This window comes from Motilibacter aurantiacus, from assembly GCF_011250645.1.
In the GTDB taxonomy this organism is placed as follows: Bacteria; Actinomycetota; Actinomycetes; order Motilibacterales; family Motilibacteraceae; genus Motilibacter_A; species Motilibacter_A aurantiacus.
This window is the reverse complement of sequence record NZ_JAANNO010000002.1, coordinates 155,081-179,569: the sequence shown is the minus strand read 5'-3', so window position 1 is coordinate 179,569 and position 24,489 is coordinate 155,081. Positions and strand designations below refer to the sequence as shown.

General features: G+C 71.8%; 17 protein-coding genes and 3 pseudogenes. 10 read left to right on the top strand and 10 right to left on the bottom strand.

Annotated features, from left to right (window positions below):
• Nucleotides 1-6: 6 nt before the first annotated feature.
• Nucleotides 7-4,668 carry an ATP-dependent helicase gene (locus G9H72_RS04750; RefSeq protein ID WP_166168301.1) on the bottom strand — a complete coding sequence of 1,554 codons (4,662 nt, stop codon included), beginning with the start codon at nt 4,666-4,668 and terminating at the stop codon, nt 7-9.
• A 113-nt stretch (nt 4,669-4,781) separates the two neighbouring features.
• Here G9H72_RS04750 and G9H72_RS04745 point away from each other — a divergent pair, with 113 nt between their 5' ends.
• Complete coding sequence (locus tag G9H72_RS04745) at nt 4,782-4,970, top strand: DUF3046 domain-containing protein (protein WP_196790778.1); 189 nt, start codon at nt 4,782-4,784, stop codon at nt 4,968-4,970.
• Nucleotides 4,971-4,988: 18 nt separating this feature from the next.
• On the opposite strand, the gene G9H72_RS04740 is transcribed toward G9H72_RS04745, so the two are convergent.
• Nucleotides 4,989-5,519 (bottom strand): GNAT family N-acetyltransferase, encoded by a 531-nt coding sequence (locus G9H72_RS04740; RefSeq protein WP_166168295.1) that lies wholly within the window; start codon nt 5,517-5,519, stop codon nt 4,989-4,991.
• 70 nt (nt 5,520-5,589) lie between these two features.
• Between G9H72_RS04740 and G9H72_RS04735 the strand changes: the two genes are divergently transcribed.
• From G9H72_RS04735 to rny, 5 genes and pseudogenes are all read left to right on the top strand, one after another.
• Nucleotides 5,590-6,492 (top strand): LysR substrate-binding domain-containing protein, encoded by a 903-nt coding sequence (locus G9H72_RS04735; protein ID WP_166168292.1) that lies wholly within the window; start codon nt 5,590-5,592, stop codon nt 6,490-6,492.
• A gap of 259 nt (nt 6,493-6,751) precedes the next feature.
• Nucleotides 6,752-7,780, top strand: a pseudogene (recA, locus tag G9H72_RS04730) (recombinase RecA); the annotation flags it as partial.
• Between the two features lie 23 nt (nt 7,781-7,803).
• A pseudogene (locus G9H72_RS23360) lies at nt 7,804-8,019 on the top strand (RecX family transcriptional regulator); the annotation flags it as partial.
• Nucleotides 8,020-8,418 carry a regulatory protein RecX gene (locus G9H72_RS23355; RefSeq protein WP_407939552.1) on the top strand — a complete coding sequence of 133 codons (399 nt, stop codon included), beginning with the start codon at nt 8,020-8,022 and terminating at the stop codon, nt 8,416-8,418.
• A 154-nt stretch (nt 8,419-8,572) separates the two neighbouring features.
• Nucleotides 8,573-10,150 (top strand): ribonuclease Y, encoded by a 1,578-nt coding sequence (gene rny, locus G9H72_RS04720; RefSeq protein WP_331271985.1) that lies wholly within the window; start codon nt 8,573-8,575, stop codon nt 10,148-10,150.
• Between the two features lie 72 nt (nt 10,151-10,222).
• Here rny and G9H72_RS04715 read toward each other — a convergent pair whose 3' ends face one another.
• From G9H72_RS04715 to G9H72_RS04700, 4 genes are all read right to left on the bottom strand, one after another.
• A complete protein-coding gene (locus tag G9H72_RS04715; RefSeq protein WP_166168286.1) occupies nt 10,223-11,089 on the bottom strand; it encodes an amino acid ABC transporter permease in 867 nt (288 codons plus the stop codon).
• A complete protein-coding gene (locus tag G9H72_RS04710; protein WP_166168962.1) occupies nt 11,086-11,730 on the bottom strand; it encodes an amino acid ABC transporter permease in 645 nt (214 codons plus the stop codon). Before G9H72_RS04710 ends, G9H72_RS04715 begins: the two co-directional genes overlap by 4 nt.
• Nucleotides 11,731-11,859: 129 nt before the next feature.
• Nucleotides 11,860-12,744, bottom strand: coding sequence for a glutamate ABC transporter substrate-binding protein (locus G9H72_RS04705; protein WP_166168283.1), 885 nt, complete (start codon nt 12,742-12,744; stop codon nt 11,860-11,862).
• 49 nt (nt 12,745-12,793) lie between these two features.
• A complete protein-coding gene (locus tag G9H72_RS04700; protein WP_166168280.1) occupies nt 12,794-13,570 on the bottom strand; it encodes an amino acid ABC transporter ATP-binding protein in 777 nt (258 codons plus the stop codon).
• A 92-nt stretch (nt 13,571-13,662) separates the two neighbouring features.
• Here G9H72_RS04700 and G9H72_RS04695 point away from each other — a divergent pair, with 92 nt between their 5' ends.
• Together G9H72_RS04695 and G9H72_RS22785 are read left to right on the top strand one after the other, a co-directional pair.
• Nucleotides 13,663-14,331, top strand: a complete 669-nt coding sequence (locus tag G9H72_RS04695) for a response regulator transcription factor (RefSeq protein WP_166168960.1) — start codon at nt 13,663-13,665, stop codon at nt 14,329-14,331.
• A 12-nt stretch (nt 14,332-14,343) separates the two neighbouring features.
• A complete protein-coding gene (locus G9H72_RS22785; RefSeq protein ID WP_166168277.1) occupies nt 14,344-15,798 on the top strand; it encodes a sensor histidine kinase in 1,455 nt (484 codons plus the stop codon).
• Here the strand turns inward: G9H72_RS22785 and G9H72_RS04685 are convergent.
• Nucleotides 15,788-16,816: a TAXI family TRAP transporter solute-binding subunit gene (locus tag G9H72_RS04685; protein WP_166168274.1), complete on the bottom strand. Its 1,029-nt coding sequence runs from the start codon at nt 16,814-16,816 to the stop codon at nt 15,788-15,790. The two genes, G9H72_RS22785 and G9H72_RS04685, sit on opposite strands and share 11 nt — an antisense overlap.
• A 240-nt stretch (nt 16,817-17,056) precedes the next feature.
• On the opposite strand from G9H72_RS04685, the gene G9H72_RS04680 reads away from it, so the two are divergent.
• On the top strand, nt 17,057-18,409 hold the full coding sequence (locus G9H72_RS04680) for a M14 family metallopeptidase (RefSeq protein ID WP_166168271.1): 1,353 nt from the start codon (nt 17,057-17,059) through the stop codon (nt 18,407-18,409).
• A gap of 85 nt (nt 18,410-18,494) precedes the next feature.
• On the opposite strand, the gene G9H72_RS04675 is transcribed toward G9H72_RS04680, so the two are convergent.
• On the bottom strand, nt 18,495-21,050 hold the full coding sequence (locus G9H72_RS04675) for a M14 family zinc carboxypeptidase (RefSeq protein ID WP_166168268.1): 2,556 nt from the start codon (nt 21,048-21,050) through the stop codon (nt 18,495-18,497).
• A 107-nt stretch (nt 21,051-21,157) separates the two neighbouring features.
• On the opposite strand from G9H72_RS04675, the pseudogene G9H72_RS23350 reads away from it, so the two are divergent.
• Nucleotides 21,158-21,346: pseudogene (locus tag G9H72_RS23350) on the top strand (hypothetical protein); the annotation flags it as partial.
• Nucleotides 21,347-21,423: 77 nt separating this feature from the next.
• On the opposite strand, the gene G9H72_RS04670 reads toward G9H72_RS23350, so the two are convergent.
• Nucleotides 21,424-22,557: a hypothetical protein gene (locus tag G9H72_RS04670; protein ID WP_166168265.1), complete on the bottom strand. Its 1,134-nt coding sequence runs from the start codon at nt 22,555-22,557 to the stop codon at nt 21,424-21,426.
• Between the two features lie 101 nt (nt 22,558-22,658).
• On the bottom strand, nt 22,659-23,375 hold the full coding sequence (locus G9H72_RS04665) for a recombinase family protein (protein ID WP_166168262.1): 717 nt from the start codon (nt 23,373-23,375) through the stop codon (nt 22,659-22,661).
• Nucleotides 23,376-24,489: the final 1,114 nt, after the last annotated feature.

Here is a 24,489-nt window from a genome sequence, read left to right as displayed (position 1 = left end):
TCCTCCTCAGCCCCGGATCCGCAGGCCGCGCGGCGTGGCCACGAACCCGGCGGACTCGAGCGCGGAGACGAGCGGCCCGGCCAGCACCGCCGCCCCGTCGGCGCGCTCGACGGTGATGCGCCCGAGCGCGCCCTCGCGGACCGCGAGCGCCAGCGCGTCCACCGCCGGCTGCAGCAGCGACGGCTCCTCGGTCCAGGTCAGCAGCGACCGGCCGCCGCGCTCGACGTAGAGCACCAGCTCGCCGTCGACAGTGCCGACGAGAGCGCCCGCCTTGCGCCCCGGCTTGTGCCCGGCGGCGGTCTCCCCGGGACGGTCCGGCCACGGCAGCGCCGCGCCGTAGGGGTTGGCAGGATCGGCGGCGGCCAGGACGAGCGCCTGCGGGCCGTCCGACGCCCGGTCGCCGGGGCGCACGCCCACCGCGCCCCAGCCGGTCGGGCCGACGCCGGACTCCCGGCGCTCGGCGGCCGCCTGCAGCGCGCGCATGCGGTCGACGGCGCCGGGCAGCGCGAACTGGGCCGCGCCGAGCCCGTCGACGAAGTAGCCGCGGCGGCAGCGGCCGGCCTCCTCGTAGGCCGAGAGGACGCGGTACGCCGCGGCGAAGCCGCCCTCGGACCTCTCGGCGGCGACTGCGCCGCGCACGACGACGCCGTAGCGCTCGAGCAGCAGGTCGGCGGCGGCGGTGGCGCGCCGGGTGGGGTCGATCTCGCGGCCGGGCAGCACGGACCACCGGCCCGCGGCAGACGGCGGCCCGCTGCGCGCGGGCAGCGCCGGACGCGGCCGGCCGTAGCGGCTCCTCGACGGCGCGGCCTTGCGGGCCCGCCGGGCCCCGCTTCCCCCGAGCAGGGTGCGCAGCGGCGCGACGGTGTCGTTGGTGACGGCGCCCGCCCACACCAGGTCCCAGAGCGCGGCGGCGAGCGCGGTGTCGTCGGTCGAGCCGACCGCGTCCGACAGCTGGCGGAAGAACCACCCTCCACCGCGGGACAGGGCGTCGAGGACGGTCTCGTGCAGCGGCGTGGACGCCGCGTCCGCCGGGACGGGGGCGAGCGTCAGCGGGGCGTTGTCGGCCAGGTGGAGCGAGAGCCAGCCGTCGCCCCCGGGCAGCGCCCCCGCGCCGGCCCAGAGCACCTCCCCGGTGGCGCACAGCTCGTCGAGCAGCGCCGGGGTGTAGCCCGCGACGCGCGTCGGCAGGACGAGGGTCTCGAGCGCCGAGGCGGGCAGCGCGACGCCCTGCAACTGCTCCACGACGGTCAGCAGGCCGTCCGCGCCGCGCAGCGGCGAGCCGATGTTCTGCCAGGCCGGCAGGAAGCGGGCCAGCGCGCGGGTCGGGACCGGCTCCACCTCCTTGCGCAGCGCCGCCAGCGAGCGGCGGCGCAGCGTGCGCAGCACCTCCGCGTCGACCCATTCGGTGCCGCTGGCTCCCGGGCGGAACTCGCCCTCGAGAGCGCGGCCGGCCGCGGCGAGGCGGCGCAGGGCGTCGACCACGACGGCGGGGCCGAGGCCGAAGCGGGCGGCCGCGTCGGCGGCGGCGAAGGGCCCGTGCGTGCGGGCGTAGCGCGCGACGAGGTCCCCGAGCGGGTCGCGGACCGGCTCGAGGAACGCCTCCGGGACGCCGACGGGCAGCGGGGCCCCGAGGGCGTCGCGCAGCCGCCCGGCGTCCTCGATCGCCGCCCAGTGCTCCTCACCTGCGATCCGCACCCGGATGACCCGGCGCCGCCCCTCCAGCTCCACCAGCCAGGACGGGTCGACGCCGCGCTCCTGCGCAGCAGCGGTCTGCAGGGGCCCGAGCAGGCGGAGCAGGTCCGCGGCGCCCTCGAGGTCGCGGGCACGCCGGTCCTCGGTCAGCCGCTGCAGCTCACGGTCGAGCTGCTCGACGACGTCGGCGTCGAGCAGCTCGCGCAGCTCGGTGGCACCGAGCAGCTCGGCGAGCAGCGTCTGGTCCAGCGACAGGGCCTGGGCCCGGCGCTCGGCCAGCGGTGAGTCGCCCTCGTAGAGGTACTGCGCCACGTAGCCGAAGAGCAACGAGCGGGCGAACGGCGACGGGGCCGGGGTCTCCACCTCCACGACCCGGATCTGCCGGGACTCCACGCCCCGCATCAGCTCGACCAGGCCGGGCACGTCGAACACGTCCTGCAGGCACTCGCGCACGGCCTCCAGCACGATCGGGAACGAGCCGTACTGGCTGGCCACCGAGAGCAGCTGCGCCGAGCGCTGGCGCTGCGCCCAGAGCGGGGTACGCCGCCCCGGGTCACGGCGCGGCAGCAGCAGCGCCCGGGCGGCGCACTCGCGGAAGCGCGCGGCGAACAGCGCCGACCCGCCGACCTCGGCGGTGACGATCGGCTCGACCTCGTCCGGAGCCAGGACGGCGGTCTCGGCCCCCGCGGGCGGGGCGTTGCGCACCGGGCCGTCGTCCTCGAGCAGCGCAGCGGGAAGCACGTCCATGTCGGGCAGCCGCAGCACGATGCCGTCGTCGGCGTGCATGACCTGCACGTCCACGCCGTGCCGCTCCCGCATCCGCGCCGAGAGCGCGAGCGCCCACGGCGCGTGCACCTGCGCGCCGAAGGGGGAGTGCACGCAGACGCGCCAGTCGCCGAGCTCGTCGCGGAAGCGCTCGACCACGATCGTGCGGTCGTCCGGCACGTGGCCGGTCGCCGCGCGCTGCTCCTCGAGGTACGCCAGCAGGTTGCCCGCCGCGAGCTCGTCCAGCCCCGCCGCGGTGACCCGTGCGCGGGCGGCGTCGGCGTCGAGCCGGCCGACCTCCCGGATGAAGGCGCCGATCGCCCGCCCCAGCTCGACCGGGCGGCCGATCGCGTCACCGTGCCAGAACGGCAGCCGGCCGGGCTGGCCCGGGGCGGGGGAGACGAGCACCCGGTCGTGGGTGATGTCCTCGATGCGCCAGCTGCTCGAGCCCAGCGTGAAGACGTCGCCGACGCGGGACTCGTACACCATCTCCTCGTCGAGCTCGCCGACGCGCCGAGCCGGGCCCTCGCCGCCGGCGAGGAAGACGCCGAACAGCCCGCGGTCCGGGATCGTGCCGCCGCTGGTGACCGCGAGCCGCTGTGCGCCGGGGCGGCCGGTGACGGTGCCGGCGGTGCGGTCCCACACCACGCGCGGGCGCAGCTCGGCGAACTCGTCGCTGGGGTAGCGGCCGGACAGCATGTCGAGCACCGCGTCGAAGGCCGATGCGGGCAGCTCCGCGAACGGGGCGGCGCGGCGTACGAGGTCGAGCAGCTCGGTGACGTCCCAGGTGTCCAGCGCGCACATGGCGACGATCTGCTGGGCCAGGACGTCGAGCGGGTTGCGCGGGATGCGCAGCGCCTCGATGTCGCCGGACACCATCCGCTCGGCGACGACGGCGGTCTGCACCAGGTCGCCCCGGTACTTCGGGAAGATCACTCCCTTGCTGACCGCGCCGACCTGGTGGCCTGCCCGTCCCACGCGCTGCAGCCCGCTGGACACCGAGGGCGGGGACTCGACCTGGACCACGAGGTCGACCGCGCCCATGTCGATGCCCAGCTCGAGGCTGCTGGTGGCGACCACCGCCGGGAGCCGGCCCTCCTTGAGCGCCTCCTCGGTCAGCGCGCGCTGCTCGCGGCTGACCGAGCCGTGGTGCGCGCGGGCGATCTCCACGTCGACGCCGCGGGACGCGCCGGCGTTCGCCATGATCTCGGCCGGCCGCAGCTCACCTGCCGCGGGCAGCTCCTCCCCGGACCTGCGCTCCCAGGCGATCTCGTTGAGCCGGGCCGTGAGCCGCTCGGCCAGCCGGCGCGAGTTGGCGAACACGATGGTCGACCGGTGCGCCTCGACCAGGTCGACGATGCGCTCCTCGACGTGCGGCCAGATGGAGGCCCGTCGCTCGGCGCCAGCCGCCGACCCGGAGTGCTCCTGCACCGTCTCGGCGAGGTCGGCCATGTCCTCGACCGGCACCACGACGTCGAGCTCGAACCGCTTGGAGCTCTGCGGGCGCACCACCGTGGGGGTGCGGCGCCCCCCGAGGAACCGCGCGACCTCCTCGATGGGGCGGACGGTCGCCGACAGGCCGACCCGCTGGGCCGGGCGGTCGAGCATCGCGTCCAGCCGCTCCAGGGACAGCGCCAGGTGCGCGCCGCGCTTCGTGCCCGCGACCGCGTGCACCTCGTCGACGATGACGCACTCGACGCCGGCGAGCGCCTCGCGCGCGCGGCTCGTGAGGATGAGGAAGAGCGACTCCGGCGTCGTGATGAGGATGTCCGGCGGGCGGCGCCCGAACGCGCGGCGCTCCTCGGCGGGGGTGTCCCCCGAGCGCACCCCGACCCGGATGTCCGGCTCGTCCAGGCCCAGCCGGACGGCCGCCTGCCGGATCCCGGTGAGCGGGGCGCGCAGGTTGCGCTCCACGTCGACGGCGAGGGCCTTCAGCGGCGAGACGTAGAGCACCCGGCACCGCTTGAGCGGCTCGTCGGGAACGGGCGCGGCAGCGATGCGGTCGAGCGACCAGAGAAAGGCCGCCAGCGTCTTGCCGGACCCGGTCGGCGCGACGACGAGCGCGTCCTTGCCCCCGCTGACCGCCTCCCAGGCCCCGGCCTGGGCCGCGGTGGGGGCGGCGAAGGCACCGGTGAACCAGGCGCGGGTCGCTTCCGAGAACCGTGCGAGCACGTCCTCGGGGCCCTGCGCGGCCGCCTTCTTCCGGGTCACCCGGCCAGCATGCCCCGCACCACCGACAACGGCCCCTCGACCGGGGTGCCGGCTCGCTCTGGGCGTAGCGCCCGTGCCTGTTTGCCGGGGGCAGGCATGCTGGACGGGTGCGGATGACGGAGTTCCGGGAGCGGATGGTCGAGGCCTTCGGCGCGGCCCAGGCCGGCTGGCTGGCGCGCGACCACGTCTTCGCCGGGCTCGGGCAGCGGACCGTCGACGAGGCGCTCGAGCAGGGCGAGGACGCCAAGGACGTGTGGCGCGTCGTGCACACCGAGATGCGGCTTCCGCCGCGCCTGCGCTGACCTCGCTGCCCCGGCGGGTCAGCGCGTGACGTCCGGTGCGGACGGTGTGGACGGGCTCGCGGGCGCGCCGCCGGCCGGAGGCTCCAGCTCCAGCCGCATGAACACGTCCGCCCGGGCGTACGGCATGTGCAGTGTCTGCGCCGGAACGTGGACGAAGCCGAACGACTCGTACAGGTGCACCGCCGGCGCGAGCTTGGTGGAGCTGCCGAGGAACAGCGACGTCGCCCCGAGCGCGCGGGCGCGCTCCACGGCCGCTGCGATGACGTGCCGGCCGATGCCCCGGCCACGCCGCGCGGGCGCGACCGCCATCTTCGACAGCTCGTAGACCCCGTCGCCGGCGGGCCGCAGCGCGACACAGCCCACGACCTCACCGTCCAGCTCGGCCACGAGCACCTCGCCCCCGGGCTCCACGATGACGCCGAAGGGGTCGTCGAGCTGGCGCCGGTCCTCGGGCTCGATCGTGAAGTACCGGCTGATCCACTCCTCGTTCAGGGAGCGGAAGGCCGCGGCGTCCGCCTCGGTCTGCAGGGGGCGGGTCGAGATCTCCATGCCTCCATGACATCCGGCGCAGCTGCGGGACGTCCAGGATCTTGTTCGTCTCGAGTGAGACGCTGCGCATATGGACATCGAGCTTCGCCACCTGCGCTACTTCGTCGCCGTGGCGGAGGAGCTGCACTTCGGCCGGGCGGCACGACGGCTGCACATGGCCCAGCCGCCGCTGTCGCAGGCCGTCCGTCGGCTCGAGGAGATCGTGGGGTGCGCGCTGCTGGCCCGCAGCTCGCGGTCGGTACGCCTCACGCCCGCCGGCGAGGCGTTCCTCGACCGCGCCCGCCGGACGCTGCGCAACGTCGAGCGCGACGTGCACGAGGCTCGCAGCATCGGGCGCGGCGAGACCGGCGTGCTGAACGTGGGCTACGTCGGGTCCGTCATGATGACGCTGCTGCCGGACGTCCTGCGCCGCAGCCTCGAGGCCAGTCCGGGCGTCCAGCTGCGACTGCACGAGTCCTTCACGTCACGGGTGGTGGAGGGGCTGCTCGACGGCACCGTCGACGTCGGCGTCGTCCGTGACGTCGAGCCCGTCCCGGGCCTGGTGGCGGCACCCCTGCACCGGGAGCCCTTCGTCGCCGTGGTCGGCGCGGGGCATCCCGCGGCCGCCGCCCCGTCCGCCTCGGTCAGCGCGCTGCGCGACGACGCCTTCGTCCTCCCGCCGCGCAGCGCCGGGGCGCGGGCCTACGAGAAGCCGATGAGCATCTGCGAGGAGCACGGCTTCCGTCCGGTCGCCGCCCACGAGGCGACGCACTGGCTGACCATCCTGCGGCTCGTCGGCGCCGGGCTCGGGGTCACGATCGCCCCCGACTGCGTGCGCACCATCGCCGGCCCGGAGGTCCGCTGCCTGGCCCTGCCGGAGTCCCGGGTCTCCAGCGAGGTCGCGCTCGTGCACCGGGAGGGGGAGTCACGGCCGATGGTCGGCGCCTTCGAGCGCGTCGCGGCGGCCGGCGCGCAGGCGCTCGGCGACGGGTGAGGAGCCGTCGCGGCCGGGCGGCGTGTCTGCCTGGCGATCGAACACGTGTTCGGGTTCACTGGATGCGCTCGGGCTCCCGCTCGGGCGCGGCTCCGCCGGCCGCCCGCTGCACGGGAGCCGGCACCCCAGCCGGCCGTCCACAGGGGGCGCCGGGGCGCGGTCTGTCCACAGCTCGCACTCGCCCAGCCTGCGTTGTCGGTGGTCGGCCCTAGCGTCTGGAGACGTGGCTAAGACGATGGCTCGACCCGGGAGGACCCCCATGGCACCAGCAGCAGACCGCGGAGCCGATCGCGGCAAGGCACTCGACGCGGCGCTCGGCCAGATCGAGCGCCAGTTCGGCAAGGGCTCGGTCATGCGCCTCGGCGACGAGGGCCGCGCGCCCGTCGAGGTCGTCCCGACCGGCGCGATCGCGCTGGACGTGGCCCTCGGCATCGGTGGGCTGCCGCGCGGCCGCATCGTCGAGGTCTACGGCCCGGAGTCCTCGGGCAAGACGACCGTCGCCCTGCACGCGGTGGCCAACGCCCAGCGCGCGGGCGGCATCGCGGCCTTCATCGACGCCGAGCACGCGCTCGACCCGGAGTACGCGAAGAAGCTCGGCGTCGACACCGACGCGCTGCTGGTCTCCCAGCCCGACACCGGTGAGCAGGCGCTCGAGATCGCCGACATGCTCGTCCGGTCCGGGGCGCTCGACATCATCGTCATCGACTCGGTCGCCGCGCTCGTGCCGCGCGCCGAGATCGAGGGCGAGATGGGCGACTCGCACGTCGGCCTGCAGGCACGTCTCATGAGCCAGGCGCTGCGCAAGATCACCGGTGCGCTCAACTCCACCGGCACGACCGCGATCTTCATCAACCAGCTGCGCGAGAAGATCGGCGTGTTCTTCGGCAGCCCGGAGACGACCACCGGTGGCAAGGCGCTCAAGTTCTACGCGTCGATCCGCCTGGACGTGCGGCGCATCGAGACGCTCAAGGACGGCGCGGAGCCGGTCGGCAACCGCACCCGGGTCAAGGTCGTGAAGAACAAGATGGCCCCGCCGTTCAAGCAGGCCGAGTTCGACATCCTCTACGGCATCGGCATCAGCCGGGAGGGCGGCCTCATCGACATGGGCGTCGAGCAGGGCTTCGTCCGCAAGTCCGGCGCTTGGTACACCTACGAGGGCGACCAGCTCGGGCAGGGCAAGGAGAACGCCCGCGCGTTCCTGCGCGACAACCCCGACCTGGCCGACGAGATCGAGAAGAAGATCAAGGAGAAGCTCGGCGTCGGGCCGCGCGTCGACGCGCCCGCCGAGGCCGTCGTGCCCGAGGTCGACTTCTGACTGGGGCGCGCGCGACGCACCGCCGACGGGGGGCGGGCCGGCACCAGCAGGAGCCGGCCCCCGACTCCCCGGCCGTCGATGGGCCGGAGGCGGACCCGGTCTCCGTCGCCCGCAAGGTCGTCCTCGACCAGCTCGCGGCGGCGCCCCGTACGCGGGCGCAGCTCGAGGCGGCGCTGGCCAGGCGTGACGTCCCGGAGGCCGCCGGCCGGGAGGTGCTCGACCGGTTCACCGAGCTCGGCTACATCGACGACGCCGCCTTCGCCCGGGCCTGGGTGACGAGCCGCTCGGCCGGGCGCGGGCTCGGCCGCCGGGCGCTGGCCGAGGAGCTGCGCACGCGCGGGGTGGCGGACGAGGCCGTGACGGCCGCGTTCGACGAGCTCGACCCCGAGGCCGCCGACGACGCGGTCCGCCGGCTGGTCGCGCGCAAGCTCGCCGGCACCCGCGGCCTCGACCCCGACGTACGCCTCCGCCGGGTCGTGGGGATGCTCGCCCGCAAGGGGCACCCGCCGGGCCTCGCCCTGCGGCTCGCCCGTGAGGGCCTCGCCGCGGAGGGCGCGGACCTCGTCGACGGAGAGGGCATGAGGACGGACGGACCCGAGGCGGAGGACTGACCCGGCGGGCGGGAGTCGCTGCCGGGGCCGGCACGCCCCGTGGAGGACGTGACCACGCAGAGCGGTACGTCCTACCGCAACCTTTCCGTGACCCGGCGTACCGTGGTCCCTCACGTTGGCCGCCGGGGCCGCACAGGGACGGGGGACGGCTGTGGTGGACAGCGACGTCGCGCTCGGTGTCTACGCAGTGCTCACCCTCGCCGCGCTGGTGACCCTCGGGATGCTCGTGCTGCGCGGGCGCGCGTCCGACCGGAGCGCCGCGCACCTGCTGGCCGAGGCGCAGGCCGAGGCGGCGCAGGTACGCGCCCGCGCCGAGGCCGACGTCGCGGCCAAGCTCGCCCTCGCCGAGTCGACGGCCGCCGCCGCGGCGCGTGACCGGCAGGCGACCGAGGAGCACGCGAAGGCGGCCCGCGAGGACCTGCGCCGCCAGCGCGACGACCTCGAGCGCCGCTCCGCGCGGCTGCACGAGCGCGAGGAACGGCTGGAACGGGCGCTGGAGTCGGCCGAGGCCCGTGAGCGGGCGCTGCGCGCCCTGGAGAGCGAGCTGGCGGCCCGCGAGGAGGCGCTGCGCGACGTCGCCGAGGAGCGCCAGCGCATCCTCGAGCGGGCGGCGGGGCTGACCGCGGAGCAGGCCCGCGCCCAGATCGTGGCCGGCGCCGAGCAGCGGGCCAAGCGCGACGCCGTCATCCGGGTGCGCGAGATCGAACGGGTGGCGCAGGAGGAGGGCGACGCGCGCGCCCGCGAGGTCATCACCTCGGCCATCCAGCGGGTCGCCACGGAGCAGACCACGGAGGCCGTGGTCACCGTCCTCCACCTGCCCAGCGACGACATGAAGGGCCGGATCATCGGCCGCGAGGGGCGCAACATCCGCGCCTTCGAGGCGGCGACCGGCGTCAACCTCATCGTCGACGACACCCCCGAGGCCGTGCTGCTGTCGAGCTTCGACCCGGTACGCCGGGAGGTGGCCCGGACCGCGCTCGAGGCGCTGGTGCTCGACGGCCGCATCCAGCCCCACCGCATCGAGGAGTCCGTGGAGCGGGCGCAGCGCGACGTCGACGCACGCTGCCTGCGGGCGGCCGAGGACGCCGTCGTCTCGGTCGGCGTGCACGACCTGCACCCCGAGCTCGTCACGATCCTCGGCCGGCTGCACTACCGCACGTCCTACGGCCAGAACGTCCTCAAGCACCTCGTGGAGAGCGCTCACCTGGCCGGGCTGATGGCCGCCGAGCTGGGCCTGGACCCGGGCCTGCTGCGCCGCTGCGCTTTTCTGCACGACATCGGCAAGGCCCTCACGCACGAGAGCCTCGGCAGTCATGCCCTCGTCGGCGCCGACCTCGCCCGCAAGTACGGCGAGGAGCCCGACGTCGTGCACGCGATCGAGGCGCACCACAACGAGGTCGAGCCGCGCACGGTGGAGGCCGTCCTCGTCCAGGCGGCGGACGCCGTCAGCGGCGGCCGCCCCGGCGCCCGGCGCGAGCCGCTCGACGCCTACGTCAAGCGCATGGAGCGGCTGGAGGAGATCGCCGCCGGCCGCGACGGCGTGGAGAAGGTCTATGCCATGCAGGCCGGCCGCGAGCTGCGCGTCATGGTGCTGCCGGACCGGATCGACGACATCCAGGCCCAGGTCCTGGCCCGCGAGATCGCCAAGCAGATCGAGGACGAGCTGACCTACCCCGGCCAGATCCGGGTCGTCGTCGTGCGCGAGAGCCGCGCCACCGAGGTCGCCCGCTGACAGCGACGAGGCCCTCCCGCCCCGACCGGTAGGTCGGCGGCGGAAGGGCCTCGGGTCGGTCCAGGAGCGGGGTCAGGCCCCCGCGTCGGGCTCGCCGGCACCCATCTGCACCGCCTTGCCCGCCGTCCGGCGCCGCCCGCGCTCGCGGTTGCGCCGCTCCAGCCACGTCGCGAACAGCGACAGCGCCAGGCAGATCGCGATGTACACGGCCCCGACGACGAGCGCGACCGGGATGGTCGGGAACTCGAAGCGCTGCGCGCTGGCCAGCTGGCGCGCCTCGGTGAGCAGCTCGCGGTAGGTGATGAGGAAGCCGAGCGCGGTGTCCTTGAGCAGGACGACGACCTGGCTGATGATCGCCGGCAGCATCGCCCGGACCGCCTGCGGCAGCAGGATCATGCGCAGCACCTGGGATTTGCGCAGGCCGATCGCGTACGCCGCCTCGGACTGCCCGCGCGGCACGGCCTCCAGCCCGGCGCGGAAGACCTCGGCCAGGACCGAGCCGTTGTAGACAGTCAGCGCTGCGACCACGGACCAGAACGTCGAGGCCGACCCGGCGTTGGCGAGGGTGCCGTAGTAGATCAGGAAGATCATGACGACGACCGGCAGCGCCCGGAAGAGCTCGACGACGAGCCCGGCCGGCACCCGGACCCACGCCCGGTCCGAGAGCCGGGCGAAGGCGAACACGATGCCGAAGGCGAGGGCGAGGACGGCGCCGGTCGCCGCGGCCTTGAGCGTGTTGCCGAGCCCGCTGAGCAGCGTCCGCTGGACCTGCTCGTACTGGAAGATCGACCACTTGCGGCCGGAGAACTGCCCGGTCTGCTGCAGCTTCCAGACCACGTAGGCCAGGGCCGCCGCCACGAGGACCGTGGTCAGGAGCCCGTAGAGCCGGTAGCGCGACTTGGCGCGCGGGCCGGCCGCGTCGTACAGGACGGTGCTCATCGCGACCGCACCACCTTCCGCTCGAGCCGGCGTTGGGTCAGCGACAGCGGCAGCACGACGATGATGAAGCCGACCGCCACCCAGATCATCGCGTCGAAGGCGGGATAGCCCCGCTCGTTGAGAGTGGCGCCGATGGCGCCCGCCTCCATGACGCCGAAGCCGGAGGCGATCGTCGTGTTCTTGGCCAGCGCGATGATCACGCTCATCAGCGGCGGGACTGCGTTGCGCAGCGCCTGCGGCAGGACGACCTCGCGCAGCGTCTGCCCGAAGGTCATGCCGATGGCGCGTGCCGCCTCGGCCTGCCCGAGCGGCACGGTGTTGATGCCGGAGCGGACCGCCTCGCAGACGAAGGCCGAGGTGTACGACGACAGCGCGATGACCGCGAAGGCGAAGTAGCTGAACCGGATGTCGAGCCGCGGGAAGCCGAACGCGACGAAGAAGAACACGAACGTCAGCGGGGTGTTGCGCAGCAGCGTGACGTACACCGTCCCGGCCGCGCGCAGCGCGGGGACCGGTGACACACGCATGGCGCCCAGCAGCGTGCCCGCCACGAGCGCGATGGCTCCCGAGATGATCAGGAGCACGACCGTGGTGCGGAACGCCTCGATGAACAGGTCCCAGTTGTCGGTGAGGGTCTCCAGCACCGGGCGGCTCCTCTCGCGAAGCTATGGCCGAAATGGCCTACACAGAAGCGTTCTTCGCGCCATAGGGCGGGCCCACCTCCGTCAAGAGGTGGGCCCGCCCGTGGACGCCTCGCAGCTGCTGAGGGGTCAGTAGCGCTCGAGTGCCGGCGGCGTCGCCGTGGAGCCGGACTGGCCGAGCGTGGCGTCGTAGGCGCGCTGCCACTCCCCGGACGTCTCCATCTCCTCGAGGATGTCGTTGATCTTGTCGCGCAGGACCTTGTCGTCCTTCGCGAGCCCGACGCCGTACTTCTCCTCGCTGAACGGCGCGCCGACGACCTTGAGCTCGTCGGGCTGCTGGGCCGCGTAGCCGAGCAGGATGGCGTCGTCGGTGGTGATGGCGTCGACCTGGCCCGCGAGCATCTGCTCGACGCACTGGGAGTACTTCTGGAACTCGATCGTCTTGGCCCCCGCGTACTCCTCGCGGATCCGCTGCAGCGGGGTGGAGCCGGTGACGGAGCAGACGGTCTTGCCGTCGAGGGAGTCCGGGCCGGTGATCGAGGTGTCGTCCTTGCGGACGAGCAGGTCCTGGCCGGCGATGAAGTACGGGCCGGCGAAGGAGACCTGCTCCTTGCGCTTGTCGGTGATCGAGTAGGTGCCGACGTAGTAGTCGATCTGCCCGCCCTGGATCGCCGTCTCGCGGTTGGCCGAGGGGATAGCGGTGAACTCGATCTTGTCCTCGCCGAACCCGAGCTTGGAGGCGATGTACTTGGCGACGGAGATGTCGAAGCCGGAGTACTCGCCGGTCGTCGGGTCCTTGAAGCCCAGGTTCGGCTGGTCCTCCTTGACGCCGATGACGACCTTGCCGGCGGCGGTCATCTTGTCGAACGTCGGCGAGCCCTCGAGGGTCACGCCCGTGGCGGCCGAGGGCGCCGGCGCCGCGGCGCCGCCCTCGTCCTCCTCGGAGTCCTTGCCGCAGGCCGAGAGGGCCAGCGCGCTCGCGATGGCCAGGACGGCCATTCTGCGCATCCGCATGGTGTGGTGCCTCCTACGTCGAGGCGGGCGCACGGCCCGCCGGCGAGGGTCAGTGAGTGAGGATCTTCGAGAGGAAGTCGCGTGCCCGGTCCGACCGGGGGGAGGTGAAGAACTCTTCCGGTGGCGCTTCCTCGACGATGCGCCCGGCGTCCATGAAGACGACCCGGTTGGCCGCCCGGCGGGCGAAGCCCATCTCGTGGGTGACCACGATCATGGTCATGCCCTCGCGGGCGAGGCTGGTCATGACGTCCAGGACCTCGTTGACCATCTCGGGGTCCAGCGCCGAGGTGGGCTCGTCGAAGAGCATCACCTTCGGCTCCATGGCCAGGGCCCGTGCGATCGCCACACGCTGTTGCTGGCCGCCCGAGAGCTGCGTCGGGTACTTGTCGGCCTGGTCGGCCACCCCGACGCGCTTGAGCAGCTCCCGCCCCCGCCGCTCTGCCTCCTCCTGCTTGCGCCGCCGCACCTTGACCGGCCCGAGCGTCACGTTCTGCAGGACCGTCTTGTGCGGGAAGAGGTTGAACGACTGGAAGACCATGCCGACGTCGCTGCGCAGCCGGGCGAGCTCCTTGCCCTCCTGCGGCAGCGGCCGCCCGTCGACCTCGATCGTGCCCTCGTCGATCGGCTCGAGCCGGTTGATGGTGCGGCAGAGGGTCGACTTGCCGGAGCCCGACGGCCCGATGACCACGACCACCTCCCCGGGCTGCACGGACAGCTCGATGTCCTTGAGGACGTGGAGCGCGCCGAAGTGCTTCTGCACCCCGCGAAGCGTCACGAGGGGCGGCGCGCCGGGCACCACGGTGGGCTCCTTCTCGAGCGCCGTCATCGCACGCTGCTTTGTCCGCTCAGCATGCTGACGGACGCTAAGCCCGGCTATACGCTCCTGTCACCTGTTTGAGCCGAACTTGAGGTGGCGTGTTGCGGGTGCTGGTGGTGGAGGACGACGACCGTGTCGCCGGAGCGCTGTGCAGCGTCCTCGCCCGGCACGGGTTCGAGGTCCGGCGGGCCTGCAACGGCGAGCAGGCGCTCGGCGCCGGCACCGACACCGACGTCGTGCTGCTCGACCTCGGGCTGCCCGACGTCGACGGCTTCGTGGTGGGGGAGCGGCTGCGCCACCGCAGCGACGTGCCGATCATCATGGTGACCGCGCGGTCCGAGGTCGCCGACCGGCTGCGGGGGCTCTCGATCGGCGCCGACGACTACCTGTCCAAGCCGTACGACCTGCGCGAGCTGATCGCCCGCATCCACGCGGTCACCCGGCGGGCGCAGCACGCGGCCGTCCCGACGCCGCGCGCCGCGACGGTCACCCTCGGTGGCGGGATCGTCCTCGACTTCGACGCGCGCACGGTCAGCGTCGATGGGCGCGACGTGCTCCTCACCCGCAAGGAGTTCGAGGTGCTGGCCGTGCTGGCCCGCACTCCCGGCATCGCCGTGCGCCGCGAGCAGCTCATGGGCGCGGTGTGGAACACCAGCTGGAAGGGGACCGAGCGGACGCTGGAGGTGCACGTGGCCTCGCTGCGGGCCAAGCTCGGCGTCCCGGAGGCCATCGTCACGGTCCGCGGGGTCGGCTACCGCGTGCTGGCCTGACCCGGCTCCACGGTGCGCGCCCGGCTCCTGGCGGTCCTGCTGGCTCTGCTGGCCGGCGCCCTCGTCGTGCCCTGCGTGGCGCTCGGTCGCAGTCTCGCGCACAACGCGCTGCAGGCGGTGTTCCTCGACCGCTCGTACGACGTGGCCCGCGTGGTCAGCCTGGCCCGGGAGGCTCGCACGCCCGCCGACGCCCGGGCGCTCGCGGCCGACCTGCAGCGCTACGAGCAGGTGTACGCGGGGACGATCGCCGTCGTCGACCCGGCCGGGCGCGTGGCGATCGGCTCCGCGCCCGGCACGGTGCTCGACGCCGAGGTGGCCCGGCCGGCGCTGGACGCCGCGCTGTCCGGACGCACGTCGGCGGGGGTCGGCTTCCGCTGGCCGTGGGACGACCGTCCGATCGTGGTGGCCTCCCCGGTCATCGACGCGGGCGACACGGTGGGCGCAGTCGTCGTCGTGGCCCCGACCGGCCGGGCCGACGCCGCGGTGCTGCGCTCGTGGGCCGCGCTGGCCGCGGGGGCGATCGCGGCGCTCGTCGTCGCCGTCGGGCTGGCGCTGGGGGCCGCCCGCTGGGTGCTGCGGCCGGTCGACGAGCTCGACGGGGTGGCGCACGCCATCGCGAACGGCCGGCTCGACGCGCGCACGCCGGCGCACGACGGCCCGCCCGAGCTGCGCCGGCTCGCGCTGGCGTTCAACGACATGGCCGACCACGTCGAGGCGTACGTCGAGCAGCAGCGGGCGTTCGTCGCGGACGCCTCGCACCAGCTGCGCAACCCGCTGAGCGCCCTGCTGCTGCGGATCGAGGGGCTCGGCCTCGAACTGCCCGAGGGGTGCCAGGAGGACCTCGAGCAGGCCCGCGACGAGGGGCGCCGGCTCACCGTGCTGCTCGACGACCTGCTGGCGCTGGCCCGAGCCGAACGCTCCGTCGCGGCGCCCGAGCCGGTCGCGCTCGCGCCGCTGGTCGCGGCCCGGGCCGACTGCTGGCAGGTCGTCGCGGACTCCCGCGAGCTGGGCATCGACGTGCGGACGCAGGCCGACGCGTACGCCGTGCTCGACCCGACCGCCTTCGCCAGTGCGCTCGACGCCGTCATCGACAACGCGCTGAAGTTCAGCCCCGCGGGCGCGACGGTGACGCTGCGGGTGGAGTGCGCGGGCGGCCGGTGCGGGGTCGCCGTCCTCGACGAGGGCCCGGGGCTCGCGGCGGACGAGGTCGGGCGGGCGACCGACCGGTTCTGGCGCAGCCCGGGCCACCAGAACGTGCCGGGCTCCGGGCTCGGCCTCGCGATCGCGCGGGCCCTGCTCGAGCGGTCCGGCGGGCGGCTCACGGTGGCGAACCGGCCCGAGGGCGGGCTGGCCGTGACGGTCGACGCGCCGGCGGCGCCCGCCGTGCCCGGCCACCGCCGGTCGGTGGACGCGGCACCGGCCGGGGTGCTCGCAGCTCGGTCCCCAGCCGGGCCGGTCAGGCCTTGACCCGCCGGTAGTAGCGCTCGGCCCCCGCGTGCAGCGGGACCGGCTCGGTGAAGATCGCGGCGCCGCGGTCGAGCCGCGCGGCGAGCGGGACGTCGCGGGCGAGGTCGTCGCGCAGGTCGAACAGCAGCCGGGTCAGCCCCTCGACGAGCCCGGCAGGGGCGTCGGGCCGGGTCAGCAGGTAGTTCGCGATGGCGATGGTCTCGACCGGCTCGACCCCGCGGTAGGTCGCAGCGGGGGTGCGGGCGGTGCGGTAGGACGCCCCGTAGCGCTCGCGCAGCTGCTCGGCGGCGTCGCCGAGCGGGAGCAGCCGGATCGGCAGCGAGGCCGCCAGCTCGGTCACCCCGCCGCTGGGCAGGCCGCCGGACCAGAAGAAGGCGTCGAGCCTCCCGGCGCGCAGCGCGTCCGCCGAGTCGCTGAGGCTCAGGTGGCGCTCGCGCACGTCGTCCCGGCTGAGCCCCGCCGCGGCCAGCACCCGGTCGGCGATGACCTCGGTCCCGGAGCCCGGCGACCCGAGCGAGACGCGCTGGCCCACCAGGTCGCGCACCGACTGCGCGGGCGACGACGCCGGCACGACGAGGTGGACGTAGTCGTCGTAGATCCGGCCGAGCGCCTGCAGCGGCAGCGGCGCGGTGAAGGGCGGGCGGCCGCGGACGGCGTCGGCCGCGACGTCCGAGGCGCTGAACGCGACGGTGAACCGCCCGGCCACCAGCCCGCGGATGTTCTCGACCGAGCCGGTCGTGGGCTCCACGCGCGCGGACACCCCGTCCAGCTCGGACTCGGCGAGAGCGGCGACGGCCCGGCCGTACTCGAAGTAGACGCCCTTGACGCCCCCGGTGGCGATGACGAGCGCCCCGCCGGCCTCCGGGGACGAGGGGGGGACGAGCAGCCGGACCGCGAGCGCGAGCAGGGCGAGCGGCAGCAGCAGGAAGGCGGTGCGGCCGGGGTGGAGGCGCACGCCCCGCAGGGTGCGACGGAGCAGCCGGCGCGCCCCGGGCGCGGCACGCGGCGGCTCTGGCACGGGGCCGATCCTCTCAGCTTCCACCCTCAGGCTTTCCTCAGATTCGTGGGAGTCCGGATTTATCCGGTCTACCGTCCGCCCCAGCCTCTCGCTCCGGGCCGTCCTGGCCGACCGGAGGGGGAGGCGGCCCCTCGACGCCGCTGCCGATCCCCGCGCAGCGGCGCCGCCGTGTGGGCCTCATCGTGCTCCGCTCCGCCGACCGTCCGTGCCGTCCATCCACAGACCTGTTCCGGAGGAACCGTGCGACCTCGTGCCCTAGCCGTCTCCGCGCTCGCAACCACCCTGGCCGCCTCGGTCAGCACCGGCGTCGCCTACGGCGTCCGCAGTGCGGACACGCCGGCGCCCAGCTTCAGCGTCCCGTCCCTCGCCGCCCAGTACCCGACCCCGTTCGAGGCCAACGGGGCCACCAACTGGACGAGCCTTGCCGAGGAGCAGTCCTTCCTCTCCGCGCTCGACGCGGCGAGCCCGCGCACGAGCATCAGCCAGGTCGGCACGACCAAGCAGGGCCGGCCGATCCAGCTGGTGGAGATCAAGGGCACGCCCAAGAACAGCAGCATGAAGGACCACGCCACGGTCCTGTTCACCTGCCTGCAGCACGGCAACGAGCCCGCCGCCCGTGAGGGCTGCCTGGTCAAGCTGCGCGACCTCGCGCTGGCCGACGACCCCGCGGTCGTGAAGATGCTGCAGGACGTCACCGTGCTGTTCGTCCCGACCGTGAACCCGGACGGCCGGGCCGCCAACACCCGGGCCAACTCCGACGGGATCGACATCAACCGCGACCACCTCGAGCTCGAGAGCCTCGAGGCCCAGACGATCGCGAAGCTGTTCCGCGAGCGCAAGCCCGACCTCGTGCACGACACCCACGAGTACTCCAGCGCGCCGCGGACCGACATCACGTACATGTGGCCGCGCAACCGCAACGTGCACGAGGCCGTGCACGACTTGGCCCACGAGCTCAACGTCGAGTGGGTCGCGCCGAGCGTCGAGGCCGGCGGCTTCACCACGAACCAGTACGGCATCACGGTGAAGAACGGCAAGCAGGTCGCGCAGAGCGCCGGGGACGGTGACGAGCGCATCCTGCGCAACGCGACTGGCCTGCACCACGCGCTGGGCATCCTCGTCGAGTCCTACACCGCCAACCAGAACGCGGCCGAGCAGGCCGACCCGACGCTGAACCGCAAGCGGCGGGTGGAGACCCAGGCGCGGGCGATCGACGGCACGCTGGCCATGGTGGCGAAGAACCGCACCCGCCGCGACATCACCGCGGCCACGGACCTGTCGCGGGCCAGCGCCACCACGCGCTGGGCGAGCAACATCGACGCGTTCGCCTTCGCGGGCGCGGACAACGAGCTGCCGGCGACCAACGAGATCGCGCTCACCCCGCCCTGCGCGTACACCCTGACGGGCGCGCAGCTGGCCGAGGTTGGCGGCCTGCTCGAGCGGCACGGCGTCGCCGTGACCCCGCTGGAGAACGGCGGCGCCCGGGTCTCGATGGCCCAGGAGTCGGCCTCGGTCATCCCGCTGCTGCTCGACACGCGGGCGCTGTACTCCCCGGTCAACGCCACGGCGACGACCACCTGCACCACGCCCTGACGTCCCACCCCTGACCGGCCTCGGGGCCGGGAGCGCCGCCGTGGCGCTCCCGGCCCCGAGCCGTGTCACTGCCGGTCCAGCCCGCTCAGCGGTAGAGCGAGTTGAAGATGAGCTTGAACGTGCCGTGGGCCTGGGCGCGGTGCTGGGCGCGGAAGCCGAGCATCACGACCTGGCCCTCGCCGAGCGAGGCCTCGACGACCGCGGCCTTGCCCGCGACGAGCTCGCCGCCGATGGCGAAGCCGCTCCTCAGCAGCTCGTCGGCCGGGGCGTACGTCGCGACCGTGCGGACCGAGGGGTCGGTCGAGGTGAACGCGTGGCTCGCGTCGTAGAAGGCCGACGCGTCGGCCGGCATCCCGTACGCGACCGGGTGCGTGTTGTCGACGTCGATCCCGAGGACGGAGCCGGGGATGTTGAGCTCCTCGTCGTCCACGCCGGTCGTCACGTCGGTGACCGGGAGCCCGAAGGCCCGGATCGGCAGCTGCGAGGCCGTGTCGAACGTCAGCAGCGTCCCGCCCTGCTCGACGAAGGTGCGCAGGTTCTGCACGCCGGCCGCCGTCATGCCGCCGGTGTACTGCGCCGGCATCGCGTTGGCGGCGAGGCCGTTCTGCATGCTCGACAGCGTCGCGTCCGGCAGCACGATGACGTCGTAGCTCGCCCGCAGGTTGCCGGCGCGGACGGCGGCGTCGTGCAGCCGGGTGTAGTCCAGCTCGAAGTCCTCGAGCAGGTAGCGCGTCCAGCCCTCGTCCATGTTGCCGCCCCACGCGTGGTACAGCCCGACGCGCGGCTTCTCGACGACGGTGGTGCCACCGGGGTCCGTGGCGACGTTCGCCGTGGTCACGCCGAGCTCGCGCACCGCCGCGCGCAGCCGGCCGCGGGTGCCGCGGTCCTCCTCGACGAGGAAGGCCCCGGCCGGCCAGCTGCCGAGCGAGGTGGAGATCGGCGTCGGGACGCGGCGTACGGTCTCGCCGGCCTCGAGCATCCGGTTGACCACCGTGAAGGTCGCGTTGTCGCGCGGGTCGAGCGCCCAGGCGAAGCCCGGGTTGGCGTCGACGGTGCCCGGGGGCGGGACGGCCACGTCGACCGGCTCGGTGCGGATCCGCACGCCGCTGATGTCGCCCTCGATCTTGTCGACGTCGACGCCCATCTGGAACGACAGCGTGTAGCCGGTGATGTCGTACGGCGCGTCGATCGGCCCGCCCGGGCCGGTCCGCCGCAGCGGGTACTCCTGGGGGTTGAGCATGTCGGTCAGGTGCGCGCGGAAGGCCTGCGCGCCGCGGACGATCCAGCTGCCCCGCGGATAGGTCGTGTTGTTCAGCGTGAAGGCCCGGGTGGCGGCCTCGACCTCGATGCCGCCGTGGCGCAGCACGTTCACCAGTCGGGCGGCGGTGCCGGTGTCGGCCTGGTCGGCCGGGATGACGTAGAGCTCGTCGGAGCCGTCGGCGATGGCCTTCGACCCCATGGCCCAGATGTTGTAGAGGAACTCGTCGGGCTTCTCGCCCACGACGTCGAGCATCCCGAGCGTCGCGGACTCGATGTACGCGCAGCTGTCGGCCAGGTGCCACTCGCCGCCCAGGTAGGGGCTCGGGTAGAAGATCGACGGGATCCGCGTCGACTCCCCGTTGGCGAACGTCGCCGGGAAGTTGGCCGGGTTGTTCACCACCGGGTTCGGGTTGGCGTGCGCGGTCTCGGTGAGGATGCCGATCATGTTGTGGTAGTACGGCGTCGAGCGCAGCCCGCCGTTCCACCACATGTCGAACTGCACGTTGGACACCGCGCCGGCCTTGCCCTCGTCGTCGAGCCGGCGCGACATCGCGCTGCCGATGAGGTTGACGCCGCGCGTCACGCGCGGGTCGATGTTCGGGTTGACCGGGTCCTCGAACGGCGGGATGAAGATGCGCGCGGGGTTCGGGGCCGTCTGGTGGGCGTTGTGCATGACCTGCGGGTACCACTCGTTGAAGAGCTGGTTGCCGATGTTGCGCGTCTCGTCCAGGTTGAACATGTACCAGTCGCGGTTGTTGTCGTGCCCGGCGTAGTGCTGGTACAGCTCGGGCAGCCGCATCTCCCACGCCCGGCCGCGGTTCGCGGCGTACCAGTCGGCGAGGTAGGTCTGGCCGTCCGGGTTGATGCTCGGCACGACGATCGTGATCACGTTGTCGCGGATGCGGCGGACGTCGGCAGCCTCGGAGTTGGCCAGGTTGTACGCGAACCGCGGCGCCAGCTGGTGCGGGGCGATCTCGGTCGTGTGGATGCCGAAGTCGACCCAGGCGACGGCCTTGCCGTCGGAGGAGAGCGTCCTGGCCTCGGCCTCGTCGACGTCCTCGGCCCGGGCGAGCCGCTCCGCGGTCGCCTTGTGCTCGTCGATGTTCGCGAGGTTCTCCTCCGAGGAGATGATCGCCATCTGCTGACGGCGGCCCTCGGTGGTGGTCCCCACGTCGACGAGCTGGACGCGGTCGCTCGCGGCGTCGAGGGCGCGGAAGTACTCCATCGTCCGCTCGTACGTCGTGATCCGGTAGTCGGCGCAGGGAGCCCAGCCGATGACCGACTCCGGTGTCGGTAGGGGCTCCTCAGCGGTCGCGCCGACCGGGGTGAGGACGCCCGCGGCCAGCGTGAGCGTCAGGGGAACGGTGATCCTTCGTCGCACAAGAGCCTCCATTGGTTCTTATGACGGGACGAAGGGGACACAACGCCTGAAAGTCGCCCGAGGTCAATGTTCTTGAGGATTACTGGAGGTTTCCCTCGGCGTGTCGCTTGCGCAGCGGGGCGTGCCTGTGCCCACCCGTGGTGACCGGCTCGCCGCAGCGACCGGCCACGAGCCCACGATCAACCTGGCGACGGGGCCGGCCGGAGCCGCGCCGCGCCGTACCCTGGGGGATCGTGGCCCGGACGTACGAGGTGCGCACCTACGGGTGCCAGATGAACGTCCACGACTCCGAGCGCCATCTAGCGTGGAGGTTCATCCTACGAGGCCGGTAGCGAAGCGTCGAGTCACTGTGCGTAGCGGCAGTGACAGGAAGTTACAAGCCCTGCTCCCACATACGGATCACTGGCATCAGGCTGTTTGTCTGCATACTGTCGCTTTTGACAGTGTGGTCTTCGAAGATAATCTCTCCCGACTCGTCCCGGAAAAACGGTTGAGTCCAGGAGAGAACCCGGCCGTCTCTGCTGACAGCAGTGGCCCCCAAGGCCTCAATCCTGTCTGGACGCTCCCGCGCAGGGATTCCAGCAGTGTGCGCATTGTCAAGTAGAGCCATCCACGTCTCGCCAACTACCAGCACACTGTCGCCCCTTCGAAGCCTCACCTCGTCGGCAAGGTCCCTAAACGAGAGGTACTTGCCGTTCTGGTCCCCAAACATTAGCGCAACCACCGACACGACGCTGTCCCCGCGGAAGATCCAGCCGTAAGTGTGATGGTAGCCGTCCTTGCGGAGAACCTTCTGGCCATACTCGAAGACCGCCGGAAGACTTCTGATGGCGTCGCCTCTAATGTCTAGCGCTCCGTAGGGATCTTCCGTCGGTTTCGACTCAGCACTTATTCGCACGTGCGACTCTTCCAGTTCTGTTCCCGTCGCCAGCGCGACGTGTAGACGCCGGCTCCCGGGGACGTTGAGCATGCAGTCAGGCGATCCCCCGTCAGGTACACCCCCCGTCACGCACTCACGGGTCCGACCCGCCACATTGCATGAAGTGGCGCCACTATTCACGTGCGCTGCTGCCAGCAGGTGAGCGCACTGACCATACGCATGCGCAGTAGCTCGCAAGAGTTCTATGCCTGGCAACGCCTTGTCGATCCATTGGCGTTCGACGGTCAGCACGCCGGGCATCCCATTCCAACGCGTTCGCAGCAGCGCTAGTATCTCCTGGGTCGTCCTCCGGGGAGGCACGTCGAGAGTGACGACCACCTCGTTCAGCCAATCTAGGATCAGCGACGCTTTAGCCTGGCTAAGCAGTTCTAAGTCTGCCTCTTTCACGATCCGATTTCTCGACTTCTTGACCCACCTCATGAGTGCGTCGTCTGCAATAGCCTCAACCCAGGCGTTGTACCAGCCGAAGTCCGGGAAGCTGCTTTTCTGTTTTTGGACGAGCCAACTGACGTTTCGGAGATTCTGTATGAGATTGTTCAACTGCAGTCGAAAGTCATCGGGCGTCATGTACGCGTTCTCGAGCGCGTGCCATTGCACATGACAATCCAAGAGTCGCATGTGTGCGTGCTTGACAGGGCACTCTTGCATCGTCGGCGGCACCACCAAGCTCACAACCTCGCCGTTGTCTGATCTACCTGGCCATCCCCAACCGGCGCTGCCGCTGCCGTATAGACGTCGAGGCTGTGCGAGCGCAGCACGGCAGCTACGGTTGCCGGGTACCAGCGAACGCCGCCCTGGGCTGTGGGGACATGGTCTGCGTCTAGACCAGCGGCGATAGCGGTAAGCGTCGCCCCGCCGGCACGCTCCTCCACAATTCTTCTCACGACGGAAGCGGGGAGGCTCCTAGGGCGCCCCAGGCGTGCCCCTTGGGCCTTCTTCTGCTGCAGGGCAGCGCTAGTTCGATGCCCGATCAACTGCCGTTCGTACTGGGCAAAGCAGGCCATGACGTTGGCCATGAGTTGCCCGCTGGGTGTCGTGGTGTCTAGCGCCAGGTCTAGGACTACGAGTTGCCAACCCTCACGCCGAGCACGGTCCATCAGCGTGGCGAAGTCCAGGAGAGAGCGGGAGAGACGGTCCAGCTTGCTGACCACCAAGATTCCGGCGTCACCGCTGGCAAGGGCTGCCAGTGCCTCTCCGATGGCGGGACGTTGCAGGTTCTTCGCGCTGTAGCCGTCGTCCATGAGGAGATGAAGGTCGTGCCAACCGCGTCGCTGAGCCTCTGTCTCGATGACCGCGCGCTGGTCAGCTAGACCAAGGCCCGAAGCAGCCTGTTCCTCAGTGGAGACTCGCAGGTAACCAAGGACTCTCTCGGACCGCTTACGCATGTTCTCAGTTTATAGCAAAGGACCGTTTGCTACAACCAAGGTAGGAGCCGGACCGTGTGCACGTCTGGTCGGGTTCGACTCCGTATCAGGTCGAGTCCCGACAACAGACCTCCCACTTGGTTGCATGGATACGTTCTGTAGCCCAAGGAGGATCCTCAAATGGGCGCGCTAATTACCGACGGAGCAGGCATGAGGCAGCTATCAAGCATGCACGACCAACTTTAACATTCTCGCCGGCGGAAAGTAACTAACCAAAGGGGACAGCCACCTAATCGAATAGAAATCCAACCCGTGCGGGGTCATAGAGTCTCATCGAGGGATTTCCTTTACTCTGGGCAAGGGGTGAGAAGTAGCCTAACTTCTGTGGGTGGCGCGACAGACTCTCCAATGAAGAGTATGCTCTTCCTTTGCTCAGCGACATCCTCACCAGACGACGACCGTAGGGAGTCGTTGTGAGCGAAGCGAACCTACTCTACTTGCCCTCTCTTCTCTAGTTTGAGATACACCTCAATCCCCCCTCCCTCAGAACCAGTCAACAGACTGGGCTATGTTCTGAGGGACCTGCTCAATAGCGTGAGCCTCGGGGCATTACTTCCGAGAGGGCGGGGGGAACAACAGTAGATCGCTTTCCAGGCTGTTAGGCTTTCGTGTTACAGAGGTTGTATGTAACATGCGCTTCTTTCCGACACGTCAGCGGGTGTCACTCCCATATTCTCGCTACAGTGGCCCTAGTGGTATAGCCGAGTGCTGACGTGGAGGCTGTTGTACGTGGGTTAAGCCTACCCAGGTGCTCTTTCTTACAGTCCTTGCCCTTATGGACTAGCGTCTAATAGTGGGTACGCCTCCCGGCCAACCACGTTCAATCACCCAAAAAAAATCCCCCGGGAAGAGGTCAGGACCAGTAACCAATTCCGGGGGATCGCAAACTTGTAAGTCTCGGGTTCTCCTTGGTGACTGGTCCTCACTTCCGAACTAACTACTAGTATAGCACAGATGTCTCTCATGGGCGGAACTCAAATAAGCGGCTCCGGCGTCCACGTGTTACTACCTACCCTAACACACTCAGAGATATGAAGGAAGGGGCTGGACTTCCCTCCGCCCGTCAACTTGTACG